Genomic DNA, 18,513 nt, shown 5'->3' with positions numbered 1-18,513 from the left:
CCGGCAGGGGCTGGACCCCGTCGAGAACGCCGTAAAGGCGATGGCCGCCGGCCGTCCCGTCATTGTGGTGGATAACGAGGACCGCGAGAACGAAGGCGACATCATCTTCGCCGCCGAGCACGCCACGCCTGCCCTCATGGGCTGGACCATTCGCTACAGCTCGGGAGTCATCTGCGTTCCCCTTGAGGAGGCTCGGGCTGATGCCCTGGCTTTGCCTCCCATGGTCGTAGTCAACGAAGATGCCAAGGGCACGGCCTACACGGTGTCCTGCGATGCCGCTTTGGGCGTGAGTACCGGTATTTCCGCCACGGACAGGGCGCTGACGGCTCGGATCCTGGCCGATTCCAGCAGCACCCCGTCCTCGATCACGCGGCCCGGGCATATTTTTCCGCTCCGGGCCGTTAAAGGGGGAGTGCGTGAACGTCCAGGACATACCGAGGCGGCGGTTGATCTCTGCCGGCTTGCGGGGCTTGCCCCGGTGGGCGTGATCGCTGAGTTGGTACATGACGATGGTGAAATGATGCGCCTGGACAGCCTCCGGGAGTTCGCTGCCGAGCACGGGTGCCCTTTGATTTCGATCGAGGACCTCGTGGCTTACGTGGCGGCGTCGGAGGGCGAACACCAGATTGCAATTCCAGCAGGAAACGAGGAGCGATGACCACATCGACAACGCACGACGGCGGCAGGGCGGCGCGCACACCCCATCCGGTGAGCGGCGGGCCGATAGTCCAGTTGCCCACTGCCTTCGGCGAGTTCGTGGCACAGGCCTGGACCGACCATGTGACCGGGGCGGAGCACTTGGCGGTGAGTTCCCCGAACACGCCGCGTGCAGGAAAGGCGCCACTGGTGCGCCTGCATTCCGAGTGCCTCACCGGGGATGTCTTCGGCTCGTACCGCTGCGATTGCGGCGAACAGCTTGCCTACGCCCTCGAGCTGATCCGCGAAGAGGGCGGCACCCTGCTCTACCTGCGCGGACAGGAAGGCCGCGGCATCGGCCTGGCAAACAAAATCAAGGCCTACGCGTTGCAAGAGGCCGGGTTCGACACGGTTGAGGCCAACGAACAGCTGGGACTCCCCGTTGATGCCCGTTGCTACAAGGCCGCAGCCCAAATCCTGGCTGAAATGGGCCTTCACGAAATCCGCCTCCTGAGCAACAACCCGGACAAGCAGAACCGGCTTGCAGCGGCTGGCGTGAAGGTGGTCGAGATGGTGCCCACCGAGGTCCCGTCGCGTGAAGAAAACCTCCGGTACCTGCAAACCAAGAAGGACCGCATGGACCACCGGCTGACACTCGGCGACACCGAGCCAGCGGGTACCCATGTAAGTGCCAGCACTTTTGAACTCGAACAAGACTGAACTGTTTTAACAAGACTGAATGGATTACCACACACCCATGAGCGGACACGGCGCCCCCACCATCGACCTCACTACCCTCGACCCCGAGGAAACCCAACAGCTGAAGCTCGCCATCGTAGCTGCCAGCTGGCACACCCAGATCATGGATGGGCTCCTCGACGGAGCACTGCGCGCGGCAAAGGAAGCCGGCATCGCCGAGCCCACGGTGCTGCGCGTCCCGGGATCCTTTGAGCTTCCCGTGGCGGCGGCACGGCTCGCGCCGCATTTTGACGCGGTAGTTGCCCTCGGCGTCGTCATCCGCGGCGGTACCCCGCACTTTGACTATGTGTGCCAGGCCGCGACGTCGGGACTCACTGAAGTCAGCGTCCGCACTGGCGTGCCGGTGGGCTTCGGCGTGCTCACCTGTGACACCGAGCAGCAGGGGCTGGACCGCGCCGGACTGGAAGGCTCGTCCGAGGACAAAGGGCACGAAGCCGTGACCGCCGCTCTGGCCACGGCTTTGACCCTCAAGCAGTACGCGTAGCAAATCGACGAAAGGGATGTGGGGCGTGCCGACGTGCATAGTGCGTTGGCTCACATCCCTTTCGTCATGCAGTGCCCCGACAGGCGGTCTCCGGCCCCGAGCAAGTAGGCTGTAGGGCGTGAAGAATTTCGAGACGCTGTTCGCAGAACTGAGCGAAAAGGCAGCGACCCGTCCGGCAGGCTCCCGCACTGTCGCCGAATTGGACTCCGGAATCCACGGCATCGGCAAGAAAGTCGTGGAGGAAGCCGCCGAAGTCTGGATGGCTGCAGAGTATGAATCCGATGAAGCCGCGGCCGAGGAAATCTCCCAGTTGCTCTACCACCTGCAGGTCCTGATGCTCGCCAAGGGTCTGGGCCTGGAAGACGTTTACAAGCATCTCTAGCCACGTTCGCTCCGTCCGGGCCTGAAAAGGTCCTTGCCGGAGCCCCAGCGTGGCCCCCGCGCCCGCGGCGCCGTGTGAGAACACAGCCGTGGGCACAATGCCTGAAACGTCCCCTTCCACTCCCCAAGAAAGTCCCCTCATGCTGCGTGTAGCCGTCCCCAACAAGGGATCCCTGTCCGAAGCCGCCTCCGCGATGCTGTCTGAGGCGGGATACCGCCAGCGTCGCGATACCCGCGAACTGGTCATGGTGGATCCTGACAACGACATTGAGTTCTTCTTCCTCCGCCCCCGCGACATTGCCGTGTACGTCGGCCAGGGAACCCTCGACGTCGGGATCACCGGCCGCGACCTCCTGCTGGACGCACAGGTAGAAGCCGAAGAACTGCTTCCCCTCGGTTTCGCTGCGTCCACCTTCCGTTTCGCCGGTCCCGTCGGTGACTTCTCCGCCGTCGAGCAGCTCCAGGGAAAGCGCCTCGCCACCAGCTATGACGGCCTTCTGCGCGACTACCTCGCCGAGCGCGGCGTCAAAGCCAAAGTAGTCCGTCTCGACGGTGCCGTGGAGTCTTCCGTGCGTCTCGGCGTCGCTGACGCAATCGCCGACGTTGTCGAAACCGGCAACACGCTCAAAGCCGCCGGCATGGAGATCTTCGGCGAGCCGATCCTCAAGTCCGAAGCCGTCCTGATCCGCCGCACCGGCGAGGGTGGCGCAGCGAACGGCACCGCGAAGGAGATCGAGGTCCTCATCCGGCGCCTGCAGGGTGTGCTCGTCGCCCGGCAGTACGTCCTCATGGACTACGACATCCGCAAGGACCTCGTGGAAGAAGCAGCCACCCTCACCCCGGGTCTCGAGTCGCCCACGGTGTCTCCGCTGCGCGACTCCGAGTGGGTTGCCGTCCGTTCCATGGTTCCGAAAAAGGAAACCAACCGGATCATGGACGAGCTCTACGACCTCGGCGCCCGCGCCATCCTGGTCAGCAGCATCCACGCCTGCCGCATCTGACACGAGACAATTCCAGGAGTAACCATGGCTGTAGCAGTACGGGTCATCCCTTGCCTAGATGTCGACGCCGGCCGGGTAGTCAAGGGCGTCAATTTCGAGGGCCTTCGCGACGCCGGAGACCCCGTCGAGCTGGCGCACCGCTATGACAACGCCGGGGCGGACGAACTCACCTTCCTTGACGTCACGGCCTCTTCCGGCAACCGGGAAACCACGTTCGACGTCGTCCGCCGCACCGCCGAGGAAGTCTTCATCCCGCTGACCGTCGGCGGTGGCGTCCGCGGCGTAGCCGAAGTGGACAAGCTCCTGCGTTTCGGCGCGGACAAGGCCTCCATCAACACGGCCGCCGTCGCACGCCCGGACGTCATCGACGAGATCACCCGCCACTTCGGATCGCAGGTGCTTGTCTTGTCGGTGGACGCCCGGCGGACGAGGCCCGGCTCCGAGCCCACGGCTTCCGGCTTCGAGGTGACCACACACGGTGGACGCCAGGGCACCGGAATCGACGCCATTGCCTGGGCCAAGGAAGCCGCGGACCGCGGTGTGGGGGAGATCCTCCTGAACTCCATTGACGCCGATGGCACCAAAGACGGTTTCGACCTCGAACTCATCCGCTTGGTTCGTGCAGCCGTGCACATCCCGATCATCGCCTCCGGCGGCGCGGGAGAACCAGCGCATTTCCCGCCCGCAGTAGAAGCGGGTGCCGACGCGGTACTCGCCGCTTCAGTGTTCCACTTCGGTCCGGACGACATGATCGCCCAGGTCAAGGACGCGATTCGCGAAGCGGGTTTCCTGGTCCGCTAGCGGGTCAGAGGCCGACTTCGGCCGACTGGAGCAGCGCGACGGCGTCCGGCTGGCCCTCAAAGGTGACCAAGGCGTGATGCGTGCGGCCATGGGCGTGCATCAGCAGTTCGCCGGGCTCGCCCACGATGGCGACGGACACGGGGGCACGCTTGGCAACATGGCGGGGACCGGTGGGGCGTACCAAGACGATTCCGAGGTCCACGCCCCGGTACAGAATGGCAGCACGCTTGATCAATTCGTCCCACAGGGCGTCCGAGTATTCCTCATCGAGGGCCCGCGGAGCCCAACGGTCTCCAGCCCTGCGAATGTCTTCCGTGTGCACGAAATATTCAATGAGGTTGGAGGACTCGTCGAGGGCTTTGATTTTCAAGGGGGACAAGGCGGGAGGCCCCGAGCGGAAAGTGTTCACCAGCTCGGCGTAATCTTCCGTGGTCTTGAGCTTGGAGGCCAGTTTGGCCGTGGCCTTGTCCGATGCCCTGGCAAGGCTCTTGACGAGCAAACCGATACCGACGGCCGCTTTGCGTTCTCGCAGGTAAAGGTGCGCAGCAAGGTCCCTCGTCAGCCACCCTTCGCAGAGCGTGGGGGAGTCAGGTCCGGCCGCCAGGAGTGTTTCGGCCAGTACTTCGCGGGAGGGATCGACGAAATGCATCACTTGTGAAACTAGCACGAGACGCCCTCTGTTGCGCAGTGGACCCGCCACTGAATTTCGGGTCTACCGGAGGCACTAGACTTGATCTGATGTCTGAGCCGTCAACACCCCAAGCCACGCCCGCTGCCGCTTCCGCCGCGGTCCCCGTCGTCGAACCCGGAAGTCCGCTCCCACATGAGCTGGCTGCTGCGCTCAAGCGCGATTCTGCCGGCCTTGTGGCAGCGATCATCCAGCAGTTCGACACCGATGAAGTGCTGATGCTCGGCTGGATGGATGACGAAGCGTTGCATCGGACCCTGACCACTGGCCGTGTGACGTTCTTCTCGCGCTCCCGCCAGGAATACTGGCGCAAGGGAGACACCTCCGGGCACGTCCAGCTCGTCAAGTCGGTGGCTTTGGACTGCGACGGCGACGCCCTCCTGGTCCGCGTCGATCAGGTAGGAGCTGCTTGCCACACCGGTACGCGCACATGCTTCGATGACCGGAGCCTCGCCGCCGTGACCGGCGAGCGGAACTAGGCCACAACCCACCATCCACTTTAAGCAACACAAGAAGAGGCGGAGAACACAAACCATGCAGGACCTTGGAATCATCAGCCCGGGCCTGGAGGAGTTCCGCGAACTCGCCGCACACAGCCGGGTCATCCCGGTCCGGCTCAGGGTACTCGCCGACGCCGAGACTCCCATCGGGCTCTACCGCAAGCTTGCCCAGGGCCAGCCGGGCACCTTCCTGCTGGAATCGGCGGCCGTCGGGGGAGCATGGTCCCGCTATTCGTTCATCGGTGCCCGCTCCCGTGCCACGCTGACCAGCAAGGACGGCCAGGCCCACTGGATCGGCGAGCCTCCCGTCGGCGTGCCCGTAGACGGCAGCCCCGTCGATGCCGTCCGAGACACCGTAGCGGCCCTGCAGACCGACCGCTTTCCGGATCTTCCTCCGTTCACTTCGGGCCTGGTAGGTTTCCTCGGCTGGGAAACAGTCCGGCATTGGGAGAAGTTGACCAGCCCGCCGGAGGATGACCTCCACCTACCGGAAATGGCTTTGAACCTCGTCACCGACATGGCCGTCCACGACAACATGGATGGCACCGTCCTGTTGATCGCCAACGCGATCAACTTCGACAACAGTTCGGAGCGCGTGGACGAAGCCTGGCACGACGCCGTCGCCCGGGTTAAGGGACTGCTGGACAAGATCAGCACCCCCGTGAGGCAGCCCGTGTCCGTTTTGCAATCCGAGGCCCTCGACTTCGCCTCGAGCGTGCGGGAACGCTGGGACGAGCAGGATTACCTGAACGCGATCGATCGCGGCAAGGAAGCGATCGTAGACGGCGAAGTCTTCCAAGTGGTCATCTCGCGCCGCTTCGAAATGGAGTGTGCCGCGGACCCGCTGGACGTGTACCGCGTGCTGCGCAACACCAACCCGAGCCCGTACATGTATCTCTTCAGCCTTGAAGACGCCGACGGCCGCGAATACACGATTGTCGGCTCTTCTCCTGAGGCGCTTGTGACAGTGACCGGCAATGAAGTCATCACGCACCCGATTGCCGGATCCCGACCCCGCGGCAAGACTGTTGAGGCAGACAAGGCGCTGGCCACCGAGCTGCTCGCGGACCAGAAGGAACGTGCGGAGCACTTGATGCTCGTGGATCTTTCACGCAACGACCTGTCCAAGGTCTGCGTTGCCGGAACCGTGGACGTCACGCAGTTCATGGAAGTCGAACGTTTCAGCCACATCATGCACCTGGTGTCCACGGTGGTCGGCGAATTGGCTCCCGGCGCCAAGGCATACGACGTGCTGAAGGCGACTTTCCCCGCCGGCACGCTTTCCGGTGCACCCAAGCCGCGCGCACTACGCCTCCTGGACGAACTCGAACCGCACCGCCGCGGCATCTACGGCGGAGTGGTGGGTTACCTGGACTTCGCAGGCGACATGGACATGGCGATCGCCATCCGTTCCGCTCTGTTGCGCGAGGGGCGGGCCTATGTCCAGGCTGGGGGCGGCATTGTGGCCGATTCCCACAAGCCAACCGAGGCACTGGAAAGCGTCAACAAGGCGGCCGCGCCCTTGCGTGCTGTGCACACCGCCGGATCGCTCCACAACATTTCACCGGACGCGGTGTCCGCCGCCGGGGTGTCGGCCGAAACTGCGGACGGGAACCCCACCCCGTGAGCGCTGCTGCCCCTCAGCCGCCCACCGCAAAGCCTTCCGTGTGGGCCCGCAAGGCCAACGTCGTGCTTGCCATGGTAATTCTGGCCCTCGCGGTTTTCGGGACCACGACGCAGAGCTGGATCGACGTCCGGCTCGACCCCGCAGCCGCGGCCAATGCCGACCTCCACGTTCAGGGGAGCAAGGCGGCAACTGCGGTGACGGCCTTGGCGCTTGTGGCCCTCGCCGGAGGCTTGGCATCATCCATTGCAGGCAAGGTTTCGCGCTGGATCATCGCCACGATCATTGTGCTTGCGTCGGCAGGCATCATCGTCGCCGCAGCCACGGTCTTGGCCGACCCCCTCGGCGCGGCGCAAGGAACCATTGCGGCAACAACCGGGATCTCGGGTGGTAGAGCAGCTGCGTCGTCCACAGTGTTCCCGATTCTCGCCGTCGTAGCTGCTTGTTTGCTGGCTTTGTGTGGTGGCCTGCTGCCGCTCGCCGGCCGGCGCTGGAAGGCGCGCACCAAGTACGACGTCGCCAACCGGGCAGCGCGCGAGGGTTCCGGTCCGGTCGACGAGATCGACAGCTGGGACAGCCTTTCGCGTGGAGAAGACCCTACGTAAGACTCGACTGTCCGGACGTCGGACGATGTCCCGGGCGCCGTCAATAAATGGCAGAATGTAAGCAGTATTCATCCTGAGGAGATTTTCACATGAGCAAAACCACAGTGTCCGCGAGCAAGGCCCCTGTGACCGCCGCTAGCCACAGCGACGCCATCGGCCACGGCAACAGCCCGGCCGCGTGGACCTGCGTGATTGTCATGCTGGTAGGCGCCCTGGTGTCCTCCATCGCCTTTGTTATTGCCAGCACCCCCATTTTCATTGCCGGCATCGTCGTGATGGTGGCCGGCTTGATTGCTGGCTGGGCCATGCGCAAGGCGGGCTACGGCGTCGACGGCAGCAAGCTGAAGAACGCCGGCCACTGACTGTGACGGTTCTTGATGACATCATTGGCGGTGTCAGGGAGGACATGGAGGCTCGCCGCCGCCTTGTGGGCCTCGACGAGCTCAAAGAGCGTGCCGCCTCCACGGCACCCGCGCTGGACGCGTGGGCTGCCTTGGGTGGCCCGTCAGCCAGCCGGGACGATATGAAGGTTATCGCTGAAATCAAGCGCCGCAGCCCCTCCAAGGGCGATCTCGCGAGCATCGCGGACCCTGCGGCGCTCGCAGTGCAATACGCCGACGGCGGCGCCTCCGTGATCAGTGTCCTCACCGAACAGAGGCGCTTCAACGGCTCCTTGGCGGACTTGGACGCTGTCAGGGCCGCCGTCGACATTCCGCTGCTGCGCAAGGACTTCACGGTTGACGAGTACCAGATCTGGGAAGCCCGTGCCCACGGTGCGGACCTCATCCTGCTGATCGTCGCGGCGCTTTCCGACGCACAGTTGCGGGAATTCAGCGAGCTGAGCCATGAGCTCGGCATGAACGTCCTCGTGGAAACGCACACACCCGAGGAAATCGGGCGTGCGGCCGCGGCCCAAGCGCGCATCATCGGGGTTAACGTCCGCAACCTCAAGACGCTCGACGTCGACCGCTCGCTGTTTGCCTCGCTCGCCGGAAGCATTCCGTCGGGAGCGGTTGTCGTGGCGGAATCCGGTGTGCGTAACGCCGACGACGTCGCGCATTACGCAAGGAATGGTGCCCACGCGATTCTTGTGGGAGAGGCACTTGTGAGCGACTCCACCCCGCGCGAGCGGATCAGTGAATTCAAGGCGGCCGGAGCTGCCGCCATGGCGGTCAGGACCTGAGACTGTCCTGATTCGCGGCCTGGAACGGACAGCAGCGGACAAAGCGGCTGGCGGCTGTCCTGCGGCTCCTGGAAAAACTCAACTACCAACTGAACAGGACGGTGAGACTGATGGTGGACGCACCAACAGCCAACTCGGAAGAGAATGCGGCCGACGCATTCCTACAAGGCGGAGCTTCACTGCGCAACGCCGCAGGGCCGTACTTTGGCTCATACGGCGGACGCTGGATGCCTGAGTCCCTCATCGCCGCGCTGGACGAAGTCCAGGACACGTTCGAGAAAGCCAAGGCCGATCCTGAGTTCCTTGCCCAGCTGAAGGATCTCAACAAGAACTACTCCGGACGTCCGTCTTTGCTCACGGAAGCGAAGCGGTTCTCCGAGCATGCCGGTGGGGCGCGCATCTTCCTCAAGCGCGAAGACCTGAACCACACCGGATCCCACAAGATCAACAACGTCCTCGGCCAGGCTTTGCTGGCCAAGCGCATGGGCAAGACTCGCGTCATCGCTGAGACCGGTGCCGGCCAGCACGGCGTTGCCAGTGCCACGGCCGCTGCGCTCCTGGGGTTGGAGTGCGTGGTTTACATGGGCGCTGAGGACTGCCGGCGGCAGGCCCTCAACGTTGCCCGCATGCAACTCCTGGGCGCCACTGTGGTTCCTGTGACCAATGGTTCACAGACTCTCAAGGACGCCATCAACGACGCCCTCCGCGACTGGGTCTCCAATGTGGACAACACGCACTACCTGCTGGGCACCGCGGCTGGAGCCCACCCGTTCCCGGCGATGGTCCGCTTCTTCCACGAAGTCATCGGCGAGGAAGCCCGCGCCCAGATCCTCGAGCAGGCGGGCAGGCTGCCGGACGCCGTCTGCGCCTGCATCGGCGGCGGTTCCAATGCCATCGGCATCTTCCACAGCTTCTTGGACGACGCTTCCGTGAAGATCTACGGCTTTGAGGCCGGCGGGGACGGGGTGGAAACCGGACGTCACGCAGCCGCCATCACTCTCGGACGCCCCGGCGTGCTGCACGGCGCCCGGTCCTACCTCATGCAGGACGAGGACGGCCAGACAATCGAGTCCCACTCGATTTCCGCAGGCCTGGACTACCCGAGCGTCGGTCCTGAGCACTCCTACCTCGCAGACATCGGCCGCGTGACGTACGAGCCCATCACCGACACTGAAGCCATGGACGCGTTCCGCCTGCTCTGCCGGACAGAGGGCATCATCCCGGCCATCGAGTCCTCCCACGCCCTCGCCGGGGCCATCAAGGTGGGCAAGAAGCTCACTGAGGGCAAGGAGAACCCGGCGGACACGATCATCATCGTGAACCTGTCTGGACGCGGTGACAAGGACGTGGAAACGGCGGCGGCATGGTTCGACATGCTGGATGAAAACGGCAACGTCAAGGGCACCACGCTCTCCACCCGCAAGCCCAAGGGTCCGGCGGAACGCAGCAACCTTGAGATCAGCATTGAAGAAGCAAGCAAGGACCAGAACTGATGACTGAGCAGATGACCAGCAAGTCCGCGGCCGCGATCGACCGCGCCAAGGCACAAGGCCGGGCCGCGTTGATCGGCTACCTGCCCGCAGGCTACCCGGACGTTCAGTCAAGCATCGATGCCGGTATTGCCATGGCCCGCAACGGCGCAGACCTCATTGAAATCGGCATCCCGTATTCGGACCCTGTCATGGACGGCGCTGTCATCCAGGCTGCGACCACGGAGGCAATCGCCAATGGATTCCGCGTGGCCAGTGTCTTCGACGTCGTGGCTGGCATCACCGCAGCCACGGACGCCGCAGTGCTGGTCATGACCTACTGGAACCCCGTGATGCGCATGGGTGTTGACGAGTTTTCACGCAGGCTGGCCGAAGCCGGAGGAGCCGGACTCATCACGCCGGACCTCATTCCGGACGAAGCGGCCGAATGGTTTGCGGCATCCGACAAGTACGGACTGGACCGGGTGTTCCTCGTGGCACCATCGTCCACGCCGGAACGCCTAGCCATGACGGTGGAGGCGAGCCGTGGCTTCGTCTACGCAGTGTCCATCATGGGTGTGACCGGAACCCGGCAGTCGGTCAGCAGCAGCGCCGAGAAGGTCGTCGCGGACACGCATGCAGCCGGCGCCGAACGGGTCTGCGTCGGGCTCGGAGTCTCCAACGCGGACCACGTCCGCGAGATTGCGGCATATGCGGACGGCGTCATCGTCGGGACCGCGCTGGTTGCGGCCATCCGCGACGGCGGCGTTGACGCCGTCGCGCAACTCACCAAGAACCTCAGCGCCGGCCTCGGCCGGGCAACAGCGCAGGCCTAGAAAAGGAAAAGCGTAGACAATGCAGAGTCTCCTCCACGCCGCGGCAATGGCTCCCATGAGCATTCCGAGCCCCTCATGGTCCGGATTCGATATTCCGCTTCCGTGGGGGTCTCTTCGCATCCACGCGTATGCCCTGTGCATTCTCCTGGGAATCATCCTGGGACTCTGGCTCACAGCCGTGCGCTGGAAGCGTCGCGGCACGCCAGAAGGCAGCTTGTGGGACATTGCCATCTGGGCGATCCCGTTCGGCATTGTTGGCGGACGTCTGTACCACGTGTTCTCCTCGCCCGATGCGTATTTCGGCCCCGGTTTCAACGGCACCGGCGACCTCTCCCTGATACCGCAGATTTGGCGGGGCGGCCTGGGCATCTGGGGTGCCGTGGTTCTCGGCGTTTTCGGTGCCTGGCTAGGCTGCCGCCGCTCCGGCGTCAAGCTCACTGCATTCCTCGACGCCGCGGCCCCGGGTCTGTTGCTGGCGCAAGCAATCGGGCGCTGGGGGAACTGGTTCAACCAGGAACTCTTCGGCGGCCCCACCACCCTGCCCTGGGGGCTGCAGATCGATCCCAGTAGCCCGAACTTCCCGGCCGGGATGCCCGGCAGCACTCTGTTCCACCCGACGTTCCTTTATGAATCCCTCTGGAACCTCATCGGCGTCGCGATCCTGCTTGTCCTGGACCGCCGCTTCCACTTCCGCCGCGGCAGGCTCTTCTGGTTGTACGCCATTTACTACACGCTTGGCCGGGTGTGGATCGAAGCCCTGCGGATTGACGACGCAGAACAGATCAGCCTCTTCGGCATCACCACACGGCTCAACGTTTGGACGAGCATCTTCGTGTTCGTCGCGGCGGTTATCGTCTTCGTCGTGCTGAGCCTGCGCGGCAGGCAAGAGCCGGATACCGCGTACCTTCCCGGCCGCGAACCTGCCGCCGTGGCCGCGGGAGCAGATGACTCAGGCACGGGCGATTCCAGTGATGTGGACGATGAGGCCAACAGCACAATTGTGACCGGTACAACGGACCATGACGCGGACGGATCTGTCTCAGATACCGGTGCGCATGGTAATCTCCGGAATAACCAAAGCGATCTGGGCCATACTGCTGAGCCAACGGATACGGCCGAGGAGTCACACGCCGGCGTCACGTCGGATTCCGGCTCCGCGTCCTCCGAAACCACCGCCAGCAGCGCCCCCGGATCCGGGCCGGAAGCTGGCAGCACCAAGTAGCCAGCGCTACGGCACTGGGGAACCGGGCTACCGCCCAGAGGCCCCCGGCCACAGCGTCGTGGCACCCTTGCAGTCGCCCGGCAGCACACAGAGGCTCCGCGGTCAAGCTTGGGTCAGGGACAGCGTAACTGTTCGTTGCGTCTTGCCCGCTGACCTACAATTTCAAGTAACTAGCGCTTTGTTATGCCCGTCACACGGCAGGCAAGGTGGGGCCAACGTTGTCCCTTCCATTCGCACGATCTCGAGGAAGGACGTCTTCAATGACCCATCTTCATAACCCAAGTTGGTCCGAAACAGTCGAACCGCAGGGGGCCATCTCGCCCTTCAAGCGTTTCGCTGCGCTTCCGGAGGCCCAGGGACTCTACAACCCTGAGCAGGAGAAGGACGCTTGCGGCCTGGCCATTATCGCCACCCTGCGTGGTGAACCCGGCTACGACATCGTGGAAGCGGCCCTGACTGCCCTGCGCAACCTTGAACACCGCGGCGCCGTCGGCGCCGACGAAGGCACCGGCGACGGCGCCGGGCTCCTGATGCAGGTTCCGGACGAGTTCTTCCGGGCCGTCGCCGAATTTGAGCTGCCGGCACCGGGCCAGTACGTCGTTGGCACCGCCTTCCTGCCGGCCGAAACCCGCGAAGCCGAGACCGCGAAGGCCGGCATCGAGGCGCTTGCAGTGGACGAGGGCCTGGCGGTCCTTGGCTGGCGCGAGGTACCGGTGGTGGGGGATCTGGTCGGTGCCATGGCCCGTGCCTGCATGCCTTACTTCTCCCAGCCCTTCTTTGCCTCCGCTACCGGCGAGGTGCTGGACCGCAACGAACTGGACTCCCGCGCCTGGCGCATCCGCAAGCGCGCACAGAACAAGTTCGGCGTCTACTTCCCGTCGCTGTCCTCGCGCACCATCGTGTACAAGGGCATGCTGACCACCGCCCAGCTGGAGCCGTTCTACCCGGACCTTTCGGACAAGCGCTTCAAGACCAAGCTGGCGATCGTGCACTCGCGATTCTCCACGAACACCTTCCCCTCGTGGCCTCTCGCCCAGCCGTTCCGCACGATTGCCCACAACGGCGAAATCAACACCGTCAAGGGCAATCGGAACTGGATGCGGGCCCGCCAGTCCCAGCTCGCGAACCCCCTGCTGGGCGATTCCCCTGAAGAGTTGTACCCCATCTGCACTCCGGGTGCTTCGGACTCGGCGTCCTTCGATGAGGTTGCCGAGCTGCTCTGGCTTTCCGGCCGCCCCATCACGCACTCCATCATGATGATGATCCCGGAGGCCTGGGAAAACCATGCCACCATGGATCCCGCACGCCGCGCCTTCTACGAGTACCACTCGCTGCTCATGGAGCCGTGGGACGGTCCCGCAGCCGTGTCCTTCACCGACGGCAATCTTGTTGGTGCGACCCTTGACCGCAATGGCCTGCGCCCTGGCCGCTACTGGATCACCGAAGATGGCCTGATCATCTTCGCGTCGGAAGTCGGCGTGATCGACGTCGAAGCCGCCAAGGTAGTCAAGAAAGGCCGCGTTTCGCCGGGCAAGATGTTCCTGGTGGACACCGAGGCCGGCCGCATCATCGACGACGCAGAGGTCAAGGCCGAGGTCGCCGCGGCGAATCCTTGGGCGGAGTGGGTCAAGGACAACCTGATCGACCTCAACGATCTCCCTGAACGCGAGCACGTGCTGCACACGGCTGCGTCCGTGAACATCCGCCAGCGGACTTTCGGTTACACCACCGAAGAACTGAAGATCCTCCTCGGTCCGATGGCCCGCACCGGTGCCGAACCGCTCGGCGCCATGGGCTCCGACACGCCGGTTGCCGTGCTGTCCAAGCGCCCGCGCCTGCTGTTCGACTACTTTGTGCAGTCCTTCGCCCAAGTCACCAACCCGCCGCTGGACGCCATCCGCGAAGAGCTCGTTACCTCGCTGACGTGCGCCATCGGTCCCAACGGCAACCTTCTCGACGTCGGGCAGGTGCGCCAGCCGCAGATCTCCCTGCCGTTCCCGGTGATCAACAACGACCAGCTCGCCAAGATTGCCAATATCGAAAACGCCGACGGCGACAAGGTCGCCATGAAGGTCCGGGGCCTCTACCGTCCGGAAGGCGGCGAAGCAGCCCTGCGCAGCCGCCTCACCGAAATCTGCGAGCAGGTTTCCGGCTCGATCAACCGCGGCGTGCAGTACATCGTGCTGTCCGACCGGGACTCCAACGCGCAGTGGGCACCGATCCCGTCTCTTCTGCTCGTCAGTGCAGTGCACCACCACTTGCTCCGCAGCGCCAACCGCACCAAGACCGCCCTGGTAGTCGAGGCCGGCGACGTCCGCGAAACGCACCATGTGGCCGTGCTCGTCGGCTTCGGCGCATCCGCCGTGAACCCGTACCTGGCCATGGAATCCGTGGAGCAGCTGATCAGCACCGGCGAGGTAGTGGGTGTGACCCCGGAAGACGGCGTCTACAACCTCATCAAGGGCCTCGGTAAGGGCGTCTTGAAGATCATGTCCAAGATGGGCATTTCAACGGTGGCCTCGTACACCGGCGCCCAGACTTTCGAAGCCCTGGGCCTCTCCCAGGACCTCGTGGACGAATTCTTCTCCGGCACCCACTCGCAGTTGGGTGGCGTGGGCCTGGACGTCATCGCTGCCGAAGTTTCCGCGCGGCACCAGATGGCCTACCCGGAAGGCGGCATCGAGCTGCCGCACCGCCCGCTGCTCGGCGGCGGCGAATACCAGTGGCGCCGCGACGGCGAACCGCACCTGTTCAACCCTGAGACCGTCTTCCGGTTGCAGCACGCAACCCGCGAACGCCGGTACGACATCTTCAAGTCCTACACCAAGGGAATTGACGATCAGTCCGAGAACCTCATGACCCTCCGTGGGCTCTTGAAGTTCAAGGACAGCCTGCGCCCCGCAGTGCCGCTTGAGGAAGTAGAGCCCGTTTCCAGCATCGTGAAGCGTTTCTCCACTGGAGCCATGAGCTACGGCTCTATCTCCAAGGAAGCCCACGAAACGCTCGCAATCGCCATGAACCGGCTGGGCGCCAAGTCCAACACCGGTGAAGGCGGCGAAGACGTGGACCGGCTGCTGGATCCTGAGCGCCGCTCCGCCATCAAGCAGATTGCTTCGGGCCGCTTTGGCGTGACCAGCCTGTACCTGACCAACGCCGAGGACATCCAGATCAAGATGGCCCAGGGCGCCAAGCCCGGTGAAGGTGGCCAGCTGATGGCGCAGAAGGTATACCCCTGGGTAGCCCGGACACGTCACTCGACCCCCGGCGTCGGGCTCATTTCCCCGCCCCCGCACCACGACATCTACTCGATCGAAGACCTCGCGCAGCTCATTTACGATGCCAAGCGGGCCAACCCGTCGGCACGCGTGCACGTGAAGCTGGTTTCCGAAGTCGGGATCGGCACGGTGGCCGCCGGCGTCACCAAGGCGAAGGCCGACGTCGTGCTCGTCTCAGGGCACGACGGCGGAACCGGCGCCTCGCCGCTGAACTCGCTCAAGCATGCGGGTGTTCCGTGGGAGCTCGGCCTCGCCGAGACCCAACAGACGCTCATGCTCAACGGGCTCCGCGACCGCGTCGTGGTCCAGGTGGACGGCCAGCTCAAGACCGGCCGCGACGTCGTCATCGCTGCGCTGCTGGGTGCCGAGGAGTACGGCTTCGCGACCGCGCCCCTGGTGGTTTCCGGCTGCATCATGATGCGCGTCTGCCACCTCGACACGTGCCCGGTCGGTGTGGCGACCCAGAACCCTGAGCTTCGTTCGCGCTTCAGCGGTAAGCCGGAATTCGTGGTCAACTTCTTCGAGTTCCTTGCCGAGGAAGTCCGTGAATTGCTGTCCGAGCTTGGCTTCCGCAGCCTCGAAGAGGCGATCGGCCACGCAGAATTCCTGGACACCCGCGAAGCGATCGACCACTGGAAGGCCGAAGGCCTCGACCTGGACCCGATCCTGCACGGCCTCGAGTTCGACGACGATGTTCCCCTGCGGAACCTCACCGGCCAGAACCACGAACTCGACAAGCACTTCGACCAGCGCCTGATCGGCATGGCCGCGGAGGCATTGAGCGACCGCACGCCGGTGAAGATCGCCGTCGACGTCATCAATACGGACCGTTCCGTGGGAACAATGCTGGGGCACGTCGTGACCAAGACGTTCGGCATCGACGTGCTCGCCACCGACACTATCGACATCACGTTGAAGGGGACCGCCGGGCAGTCGCTGGGTGCATTCCTTCCCGCAGGCATCACCCTCCGCATGTTCGGTGACTCCAATGATTACGTCGGCAAGGGCCTCTCCGGTGGGCGCATCATCGTCCGTCCGGACCGCACCAACGTTTTCCAGGCGGAACGGAACGTGATCGCCGGCAACGTGATCGGCTACGGTGCCACGAGCGGAGAAATGTTCCTGCGTGGCCAGGTAGGCGAACGATTCCTGGTGCGCAACTCGGGTGCCACCGCCGTCGTCGAAGGCATCGGTGACCATGGCTGCGAGTACATGACCGGTGGCCAGACGCTGATTATCGGCCGCACGGGCCGTAACTTCGGTGCGGGCATGTCCGGTGGTACCGCCTACGTGTTGGACCTCCAGCCTGCCCGGGTCAACAAGCAAGCCTTGGACACCGGCGAGCTGCAGTTGCTTGAGCTTGATGACGAGGACCGCACCATCGTCCACGGCCTCCTGATCAAGCACCTGGAAGAAACCGAATCCGTCCTCGCAGGCCGCTTGCTCGAAAACTTCGACGATACCGCTGCCCGCATCACCAAAGTTCTGCCGCGCGACTACGCCGCAGTCCTGCAAACCCGTCTCGACGCCATCGAAGAGGGCCTTGACCCTGACGGCGAAGAAGTATGGTCTCGAATCCTGGAGGTAACCGGTGGCTGATCCACGCGGATTTCTGAAAGTCCGGCAGCGCGAGACGCAGCCACGCCGTCCCGTTCCAGTCCGCATCATGGACTGGAAGGAAGTCTATGAGGCCCAGGACAAGGGCGTGCTCAAGAGCCAGGCCGGCCGCTGCATGGACTGTGGCGTTCCGTTCTGCCACCAAGGCTGCCCCCTGGGGAACCTCATCCCTGAGTGGAACGACCTCACGTGGCGCGGAAAGGGCGAGGAAGCGATTGAACGCTTGCACGCCACCAACAACTTCCCGGAGTTCACGGGCCGGTTGTGTCCCGCGCCCTGTGAAGCATCCTGTGTTTTGGGCATCAACCAGCCCGCTGTGACCATCAAGCAGGTTGAAGTTTCCATCATTGACGACGCCTTTGAGAACGGCTGGGTACAGCCGCTTCCGCCGACGCGCCTCTCCGGTAAGACGGTCGCCGTCGTCGGCTCCGGCCCCGCCGGGCTTGCAGTTGCACAGCAGCTGACACGCGTCGGACACACCGTGGCAGTCTACGAGCGCGACGACAAGATCGGGGGACTGCTGCGCTATGGCATCCCCGACTTCAAGATGGAGAAGGAACAGGTTGACCGCCGCGTCGAGCAGATGAAGGCAGAGGGCACCCGGTTTCGTACCGGTGTGGCGGTCGGAAGCGACGTGACGTGGGAGCAACTGCGCCGCCGCTACGATTCCGTGGTGATTGCCACCGGTGCTACCGTGCCGCGCGATCTTCCCATTCCCGGACGCCAGCTTGAAGGCATCCACTTCGCGATGGATTACCTGGTGCCCGCCAACCGCGTGGTTGCGGGTGAAACCGTGGAAGGCCAGATCGATGCCAAGGGCAAGCATGTGGTAATTCTCGGTGGCGGCGACACTGGCGCCGACTGCCTGGGCACGGCACACCGACACGGCGCCGCGTCTGTCACCACGCTCGCGATCGGCAAGCAGCCCCCGCTTGAACGTGCTTCGCACCAGCCATGGCCTACGTTCCCCACGCTCTTCGAGGTTGCCAGCGCACACGAAGAGGGCGGCGAACGCACATACCTTGCTTCCACCGTTGAATTTGTCGGAGAAAACGGCAACCTCACAGGGGTCAAGGTCGCCGAGACCGAATTCGTGGACGGCAAGCGACTGCCGAAGGCCGGCACGGAACGCGTCATCCCGGCTGATCTGGTGTTGCTGTCGCTTGGCTTCACGGGCGCGGAACCTGCCGGTATCACCGAACAGGTCAGCGCAGAATTCGACGGCCGCGGCAACGTGGCCCGAGATGGGTACTACATGACCAACACCGAGGGCGTGTTCGTGGCAGGCGATGCCGGCCGCGGGCAGTCCTTGATTGTCTGGGCTATCGCCGAAGGCCGCGCTTGCGCTGCCGCCGTCGACAAGTTCCTGATGGGCAGCACTATTCTCCCCGCGCCGGTGGCTCCCACCGACCGGGCTATATCGGTCCTCTAA

The 18,513-nt window shown here is 64.2% G+C and carries 17 protein-coding genes; 16 read left to right on the top strand and 1 reads right to left on the bottom strand.

The window, feature by feature from the left end; all coding sequences use genetic code 11:
* Positions 1-40: 40 nt before the first annotated feature.
* The 6 genes from ribB (at position 41) to hisF (ending at position 4,062) form a co-directional block, all read left to right on the top strand.
* Positions 41-658: a 3,4-dihydroxy-2-butanone-4-phosphate synthase gene (gene ribB / locus AC3ANQ_RS14205; protein ID WP_488305332.1), complete on the top strand. Its 618-nt coding sequence runs from the start codon at positions 41-43 to the stop codon at positions 656-658.
* Positions 655-1,356 (top strand): GTP cyclohydrolase II, encoded by a 702-nt coding sequence (ribA, locus tag AC3ANQ_RS14200; RefSeq protein WP_488301643.1) that lies wholly within the window; start codon positions 655-657, stop codon positions 1,354-1,356. The genes ribB and ribA overlap by 4 nt, the downstream gene beginning before the upstream one ends.
* A gap of 37 nt (positions 1,357-1,393) precedes the next feature.
* Entirely contained in the window at positions 1,394-1,879 is a 486-nt protein-coding gene (ribH, locus tag AC3ANQ_RS14195; protein WP_488305331.1) for a 6,7-dimethyl-8-ribityllumazine synthase, read from the top strand.
* A gap of 118 nt (positions 1,880-1,997) precedes the next feature.
* Positions 1,998-2,261: a phosphoribosyl-ATP diphosphatase gene (locus AC3ANQ_RS14190; RefSeq protein ID WP_078105460.1), complete on the top strand. Its 264-nt coding sequence runs from the start codon at positions 1,998-2,000 to the stop codon at positions 2,259-2,261.
* A 139-nt stretch (positions 2,262-2,400) separates the two neighbouring features.
* A complete protein-coding gene (gene hisG, locus AC3ANQ_RS14185) occupies positions 2,401-3,261 on the top strand; it encodes an ATP phosphoribosyltransferase (RefSeq protein WP_488301642.1) in 861 nt (286 codons plus the stop codon).
* A gap of 24 nt (positions 3,262-3,285) precedes the next feature.
* Positions 3,286-4,062, top strand: a complete 777-nt coding sequence (gene hisF / locus AC3ANQ_RS14180; protein WP_488301641.1) for an imidazole glycerol phosphate synthase subunit HisF — start codon at positions 3,286-3,288, stop codon at positions 4,060-4,062.
* 4 nt (positions 4,063-4,066) lie between these two features.
* Here hisF and AC3ANQ_RS14175 read toward each other — a convergent pair whose 3' ends face one another.
* Positions 4,067-4,711, bottom strand: coding sequence for a TIGR03085 family metal-binding protein (locus AC3ANQ_RS14175; protein ID WP_269993474.1), 645 nt, complete (start codon positions 4,709-4,711; stop codon positions 4,067-4,069).
* Positions 4,712-4,800: 89 nt separating this feature from the next.
* On the opposite strand from AC3ANQ_RS14175, the gene hisI reads away from it, so the two are divergent.
* The 10 genes from hisI (at position 4,801) to AC3ANQ_RS14125 (ending at position 18,513) form a co-directional block, all read left to right on the top strand.
* The gene (hisI, locus tag AC3ANQ_RS14170) at positions 4,801-5,229 is read left to right on the top strand and encodes a phosphoribosyl-AMP cyclohydrolase (RefSeq protein WP_488301640.1); all 429 of its coding nucleotides are present in this window, start codon (positions 4,801-4,803) and stop codon (positions 5,227-5,229) included.
* A 55-nt stretch (positions 5,230-5,284) separates the two neighbouring features.
* Complete coding sequence (locus AC3ANQ_RS14165; RefSeq protein WP_488301639.1) at positions 5,285-6,877, top strand: anthranilate synthase component I; 1,593 nt, start codon at positions 5,285-5,287, stop codon at positions 6,875-6,877.
* Positions 6,874-7,479, top strand: coding sequence for a Trp biosynthesis-associated membrane protein (locus AC3ANQ_RS14160; protein WP_488301638.1), 606 nt, complete (start codon positions 6,874-6,876; stop codon positions 7,477-7,479). Before AC3ANQ_RS14165 ends, AC3ANQ_RS14160 begins: the two co-directional genes overlap by 4 nt.
* Positions 7,480-7,568: 89 nt before the next feature.
* Positions 7,569-7,841 (top strand): HGxxPAAW family protein, encoded by a 273-nt coding sequence (locus AC3ANQ_RS14155; protein WP_236817197.1) that lies wholly within the window; start codon positions 7,569-7,571, stop codon positions 7,839-7,841.
* Between the two features lie 2 nt (positions 7,842-7,843).
* Complete coding sequence (gene trpC, locus AC3ANQ_RS14150; protein WP_488301637.1) at positions 7,844-8,662, top strand: indole-3-glycerol phosphate synthase TrpC; 819 nt, start codon at positions 7,844-7,846, stop codon at positions 8,660-8,662.
* 110 nt (positions 8,663-8,772) lie between these two features.
* Complete coding sequence (gene trpB, locus AC3ANQ_RS14145; RefSeq protein ID WP_268022692.1) at positions 8,773-10,155, top strand: tryptophan synthase subunit beta; 1,383 nt, start codon at positions 8,773-8,775, stop codon at positions 10,153-10,155.
* Entirely contained in the window at positions 10,155-10,967 is an 813-nt protein-coding gene (trpA, locus tag AC3ANQ_RS14140; protein WP_265980732.1) for a tryptophan synthase subunit alpha, read from the top strand. Before trpB ends, trpA begins: the two co-directional genes overlap by 1 nt.
* A gap of 19 nt (positions 10,968-10,986) precedes the next feature.
* On the top strand, positions 10,987-12,189 hold the full coding sequence (gene lgt / locus AC3ANQ_RS14135; RefSeq protein WP_488301636.1) for a prolipoprotein diacylglyceryl transferase: 1,203 nt from the start codon (positions 10,987-10,989) through the stop codon (positions 12,187-12,189).
* Between the two features lie 260 nt (positions 12,190-12,449).
* Positions 12,450-17,063, top strand: coding sequence for a glutamate synthase large subunit (gltB, locus tag AC3ANQ_RS14130; protein WP_488301635.1), 4,614 nt, complete (start codon positions 12,450-12,452; stop codon positions 17,061-17,063).
* Positions 17,056-18,513 carry a glutamate synthase subunit beta gene (locus tag AC3ANQ_RS14125; protein WP_488301634.1) on the top strand — a complete coding sequence of 486 codons (1,458 nt, stop codon included), beginning with the start codon at positions 17,056-17,058 and terminating at the stop codon, positions 18,511-18,513. The genes gltB and AC3ANQ_RS14125 overlap by 8 nt, the downstream gene beginning before the upstream one ends.

Source organism: Arthrobacter sp. DMZ02-1R (assembly GCF_057747935.1).
Note: the sequence above shows the minus strand (reverse complement) of the source record. Positions and strands in the feature narration are given on the sequence as shown.

Bases quoted from the DNA above. Each gene is read 5' to 3' on its own strand.
- ribB (WP_488305332.1), top strand. From the start codon at position 41: ATGGCCGCCGGCCGTCCCGTCATTGTGGTGGATAACGAGGACCGCGAG.
- ribA (WP_488301643.1), top strand. From the start codon at position 655: ATGACCACATCGACAACGCACGACGGCGGCAGGGCGGCGCGCACACCC.
- ribH (WP_488305331.1), top strand. From the start codon at position 1,394: ATGAGCGGACACGGCGCCCCCACCATCGACCTCACTACCCTCGACCCC.
- hisG (WP_488301642.1), top strand. From the start codon at position 2,401: ATGCTGCGTGTAGCCGTCCCCAACAAGGGATCCCTGTCCGAAGCCGCC.
- hisF (WP_488301641.1), top strand. From the start codon at position 3,286: ATGGCTGTAGCAGTACGGGTCATCCCTTGCCTAGATGTCGACGCCGGC.
- AC3ANQ_RS14175 (WP_269993474.1), bottom strand. From the start codon at position 4,711: ATGCATTTCGTCGATCCCTCCCGCGAAGTACTGGCCGAAACACTCCTG.
- hisI (WP_488301640.1), top strand. From the start codon at position 4,801: ATGTCTGAGCCGTCAACACCCCAAGCCACGCCCGCTGCCGCTTCCGCC.
- AC3ANQ_RS14165 (WP_488301639.1), top strand. From the start codon at position 5,285: ATGCAGGACCTTGGAATCATCAGCCCGGGCCTGGAGGAGTTCCGCGAA.
- AC3ANQ_RS14155 (WP_236817197.1), top strand. From the start codon at position 7,569: ATGAGCAAAACCACAGTGTCCGCGAGCAAGGCCCCTGTGACCGCCGCT.
- trpB (WP_268022692.1), top strand. From the start codon at position 8,773: ATGGTGGACGCACCAACAGCCAACTCGGAAGAGAATGCGGCCGACGCA.
- trpA (WP_265980732.1), top strand. From the start codon at position 10,155: ATGACTGAGCAGATGACCAGCAAGTCCGCGGCCGCGATCGACCGCGCC.
- lgt (WP_488301636.1), top strand. From the start codon at position 10,987: ATGCAGAGTCTCCTCCACGCCGCGGCAATGGCTCCCATGAGCATTCCG.
- gltB (WP_488301635.1), top strand. From the start codon at position 12,450: ATGACCCATCTTCATAACCCAAGTTGGTCCGAAACAGTCGAACCGCAG.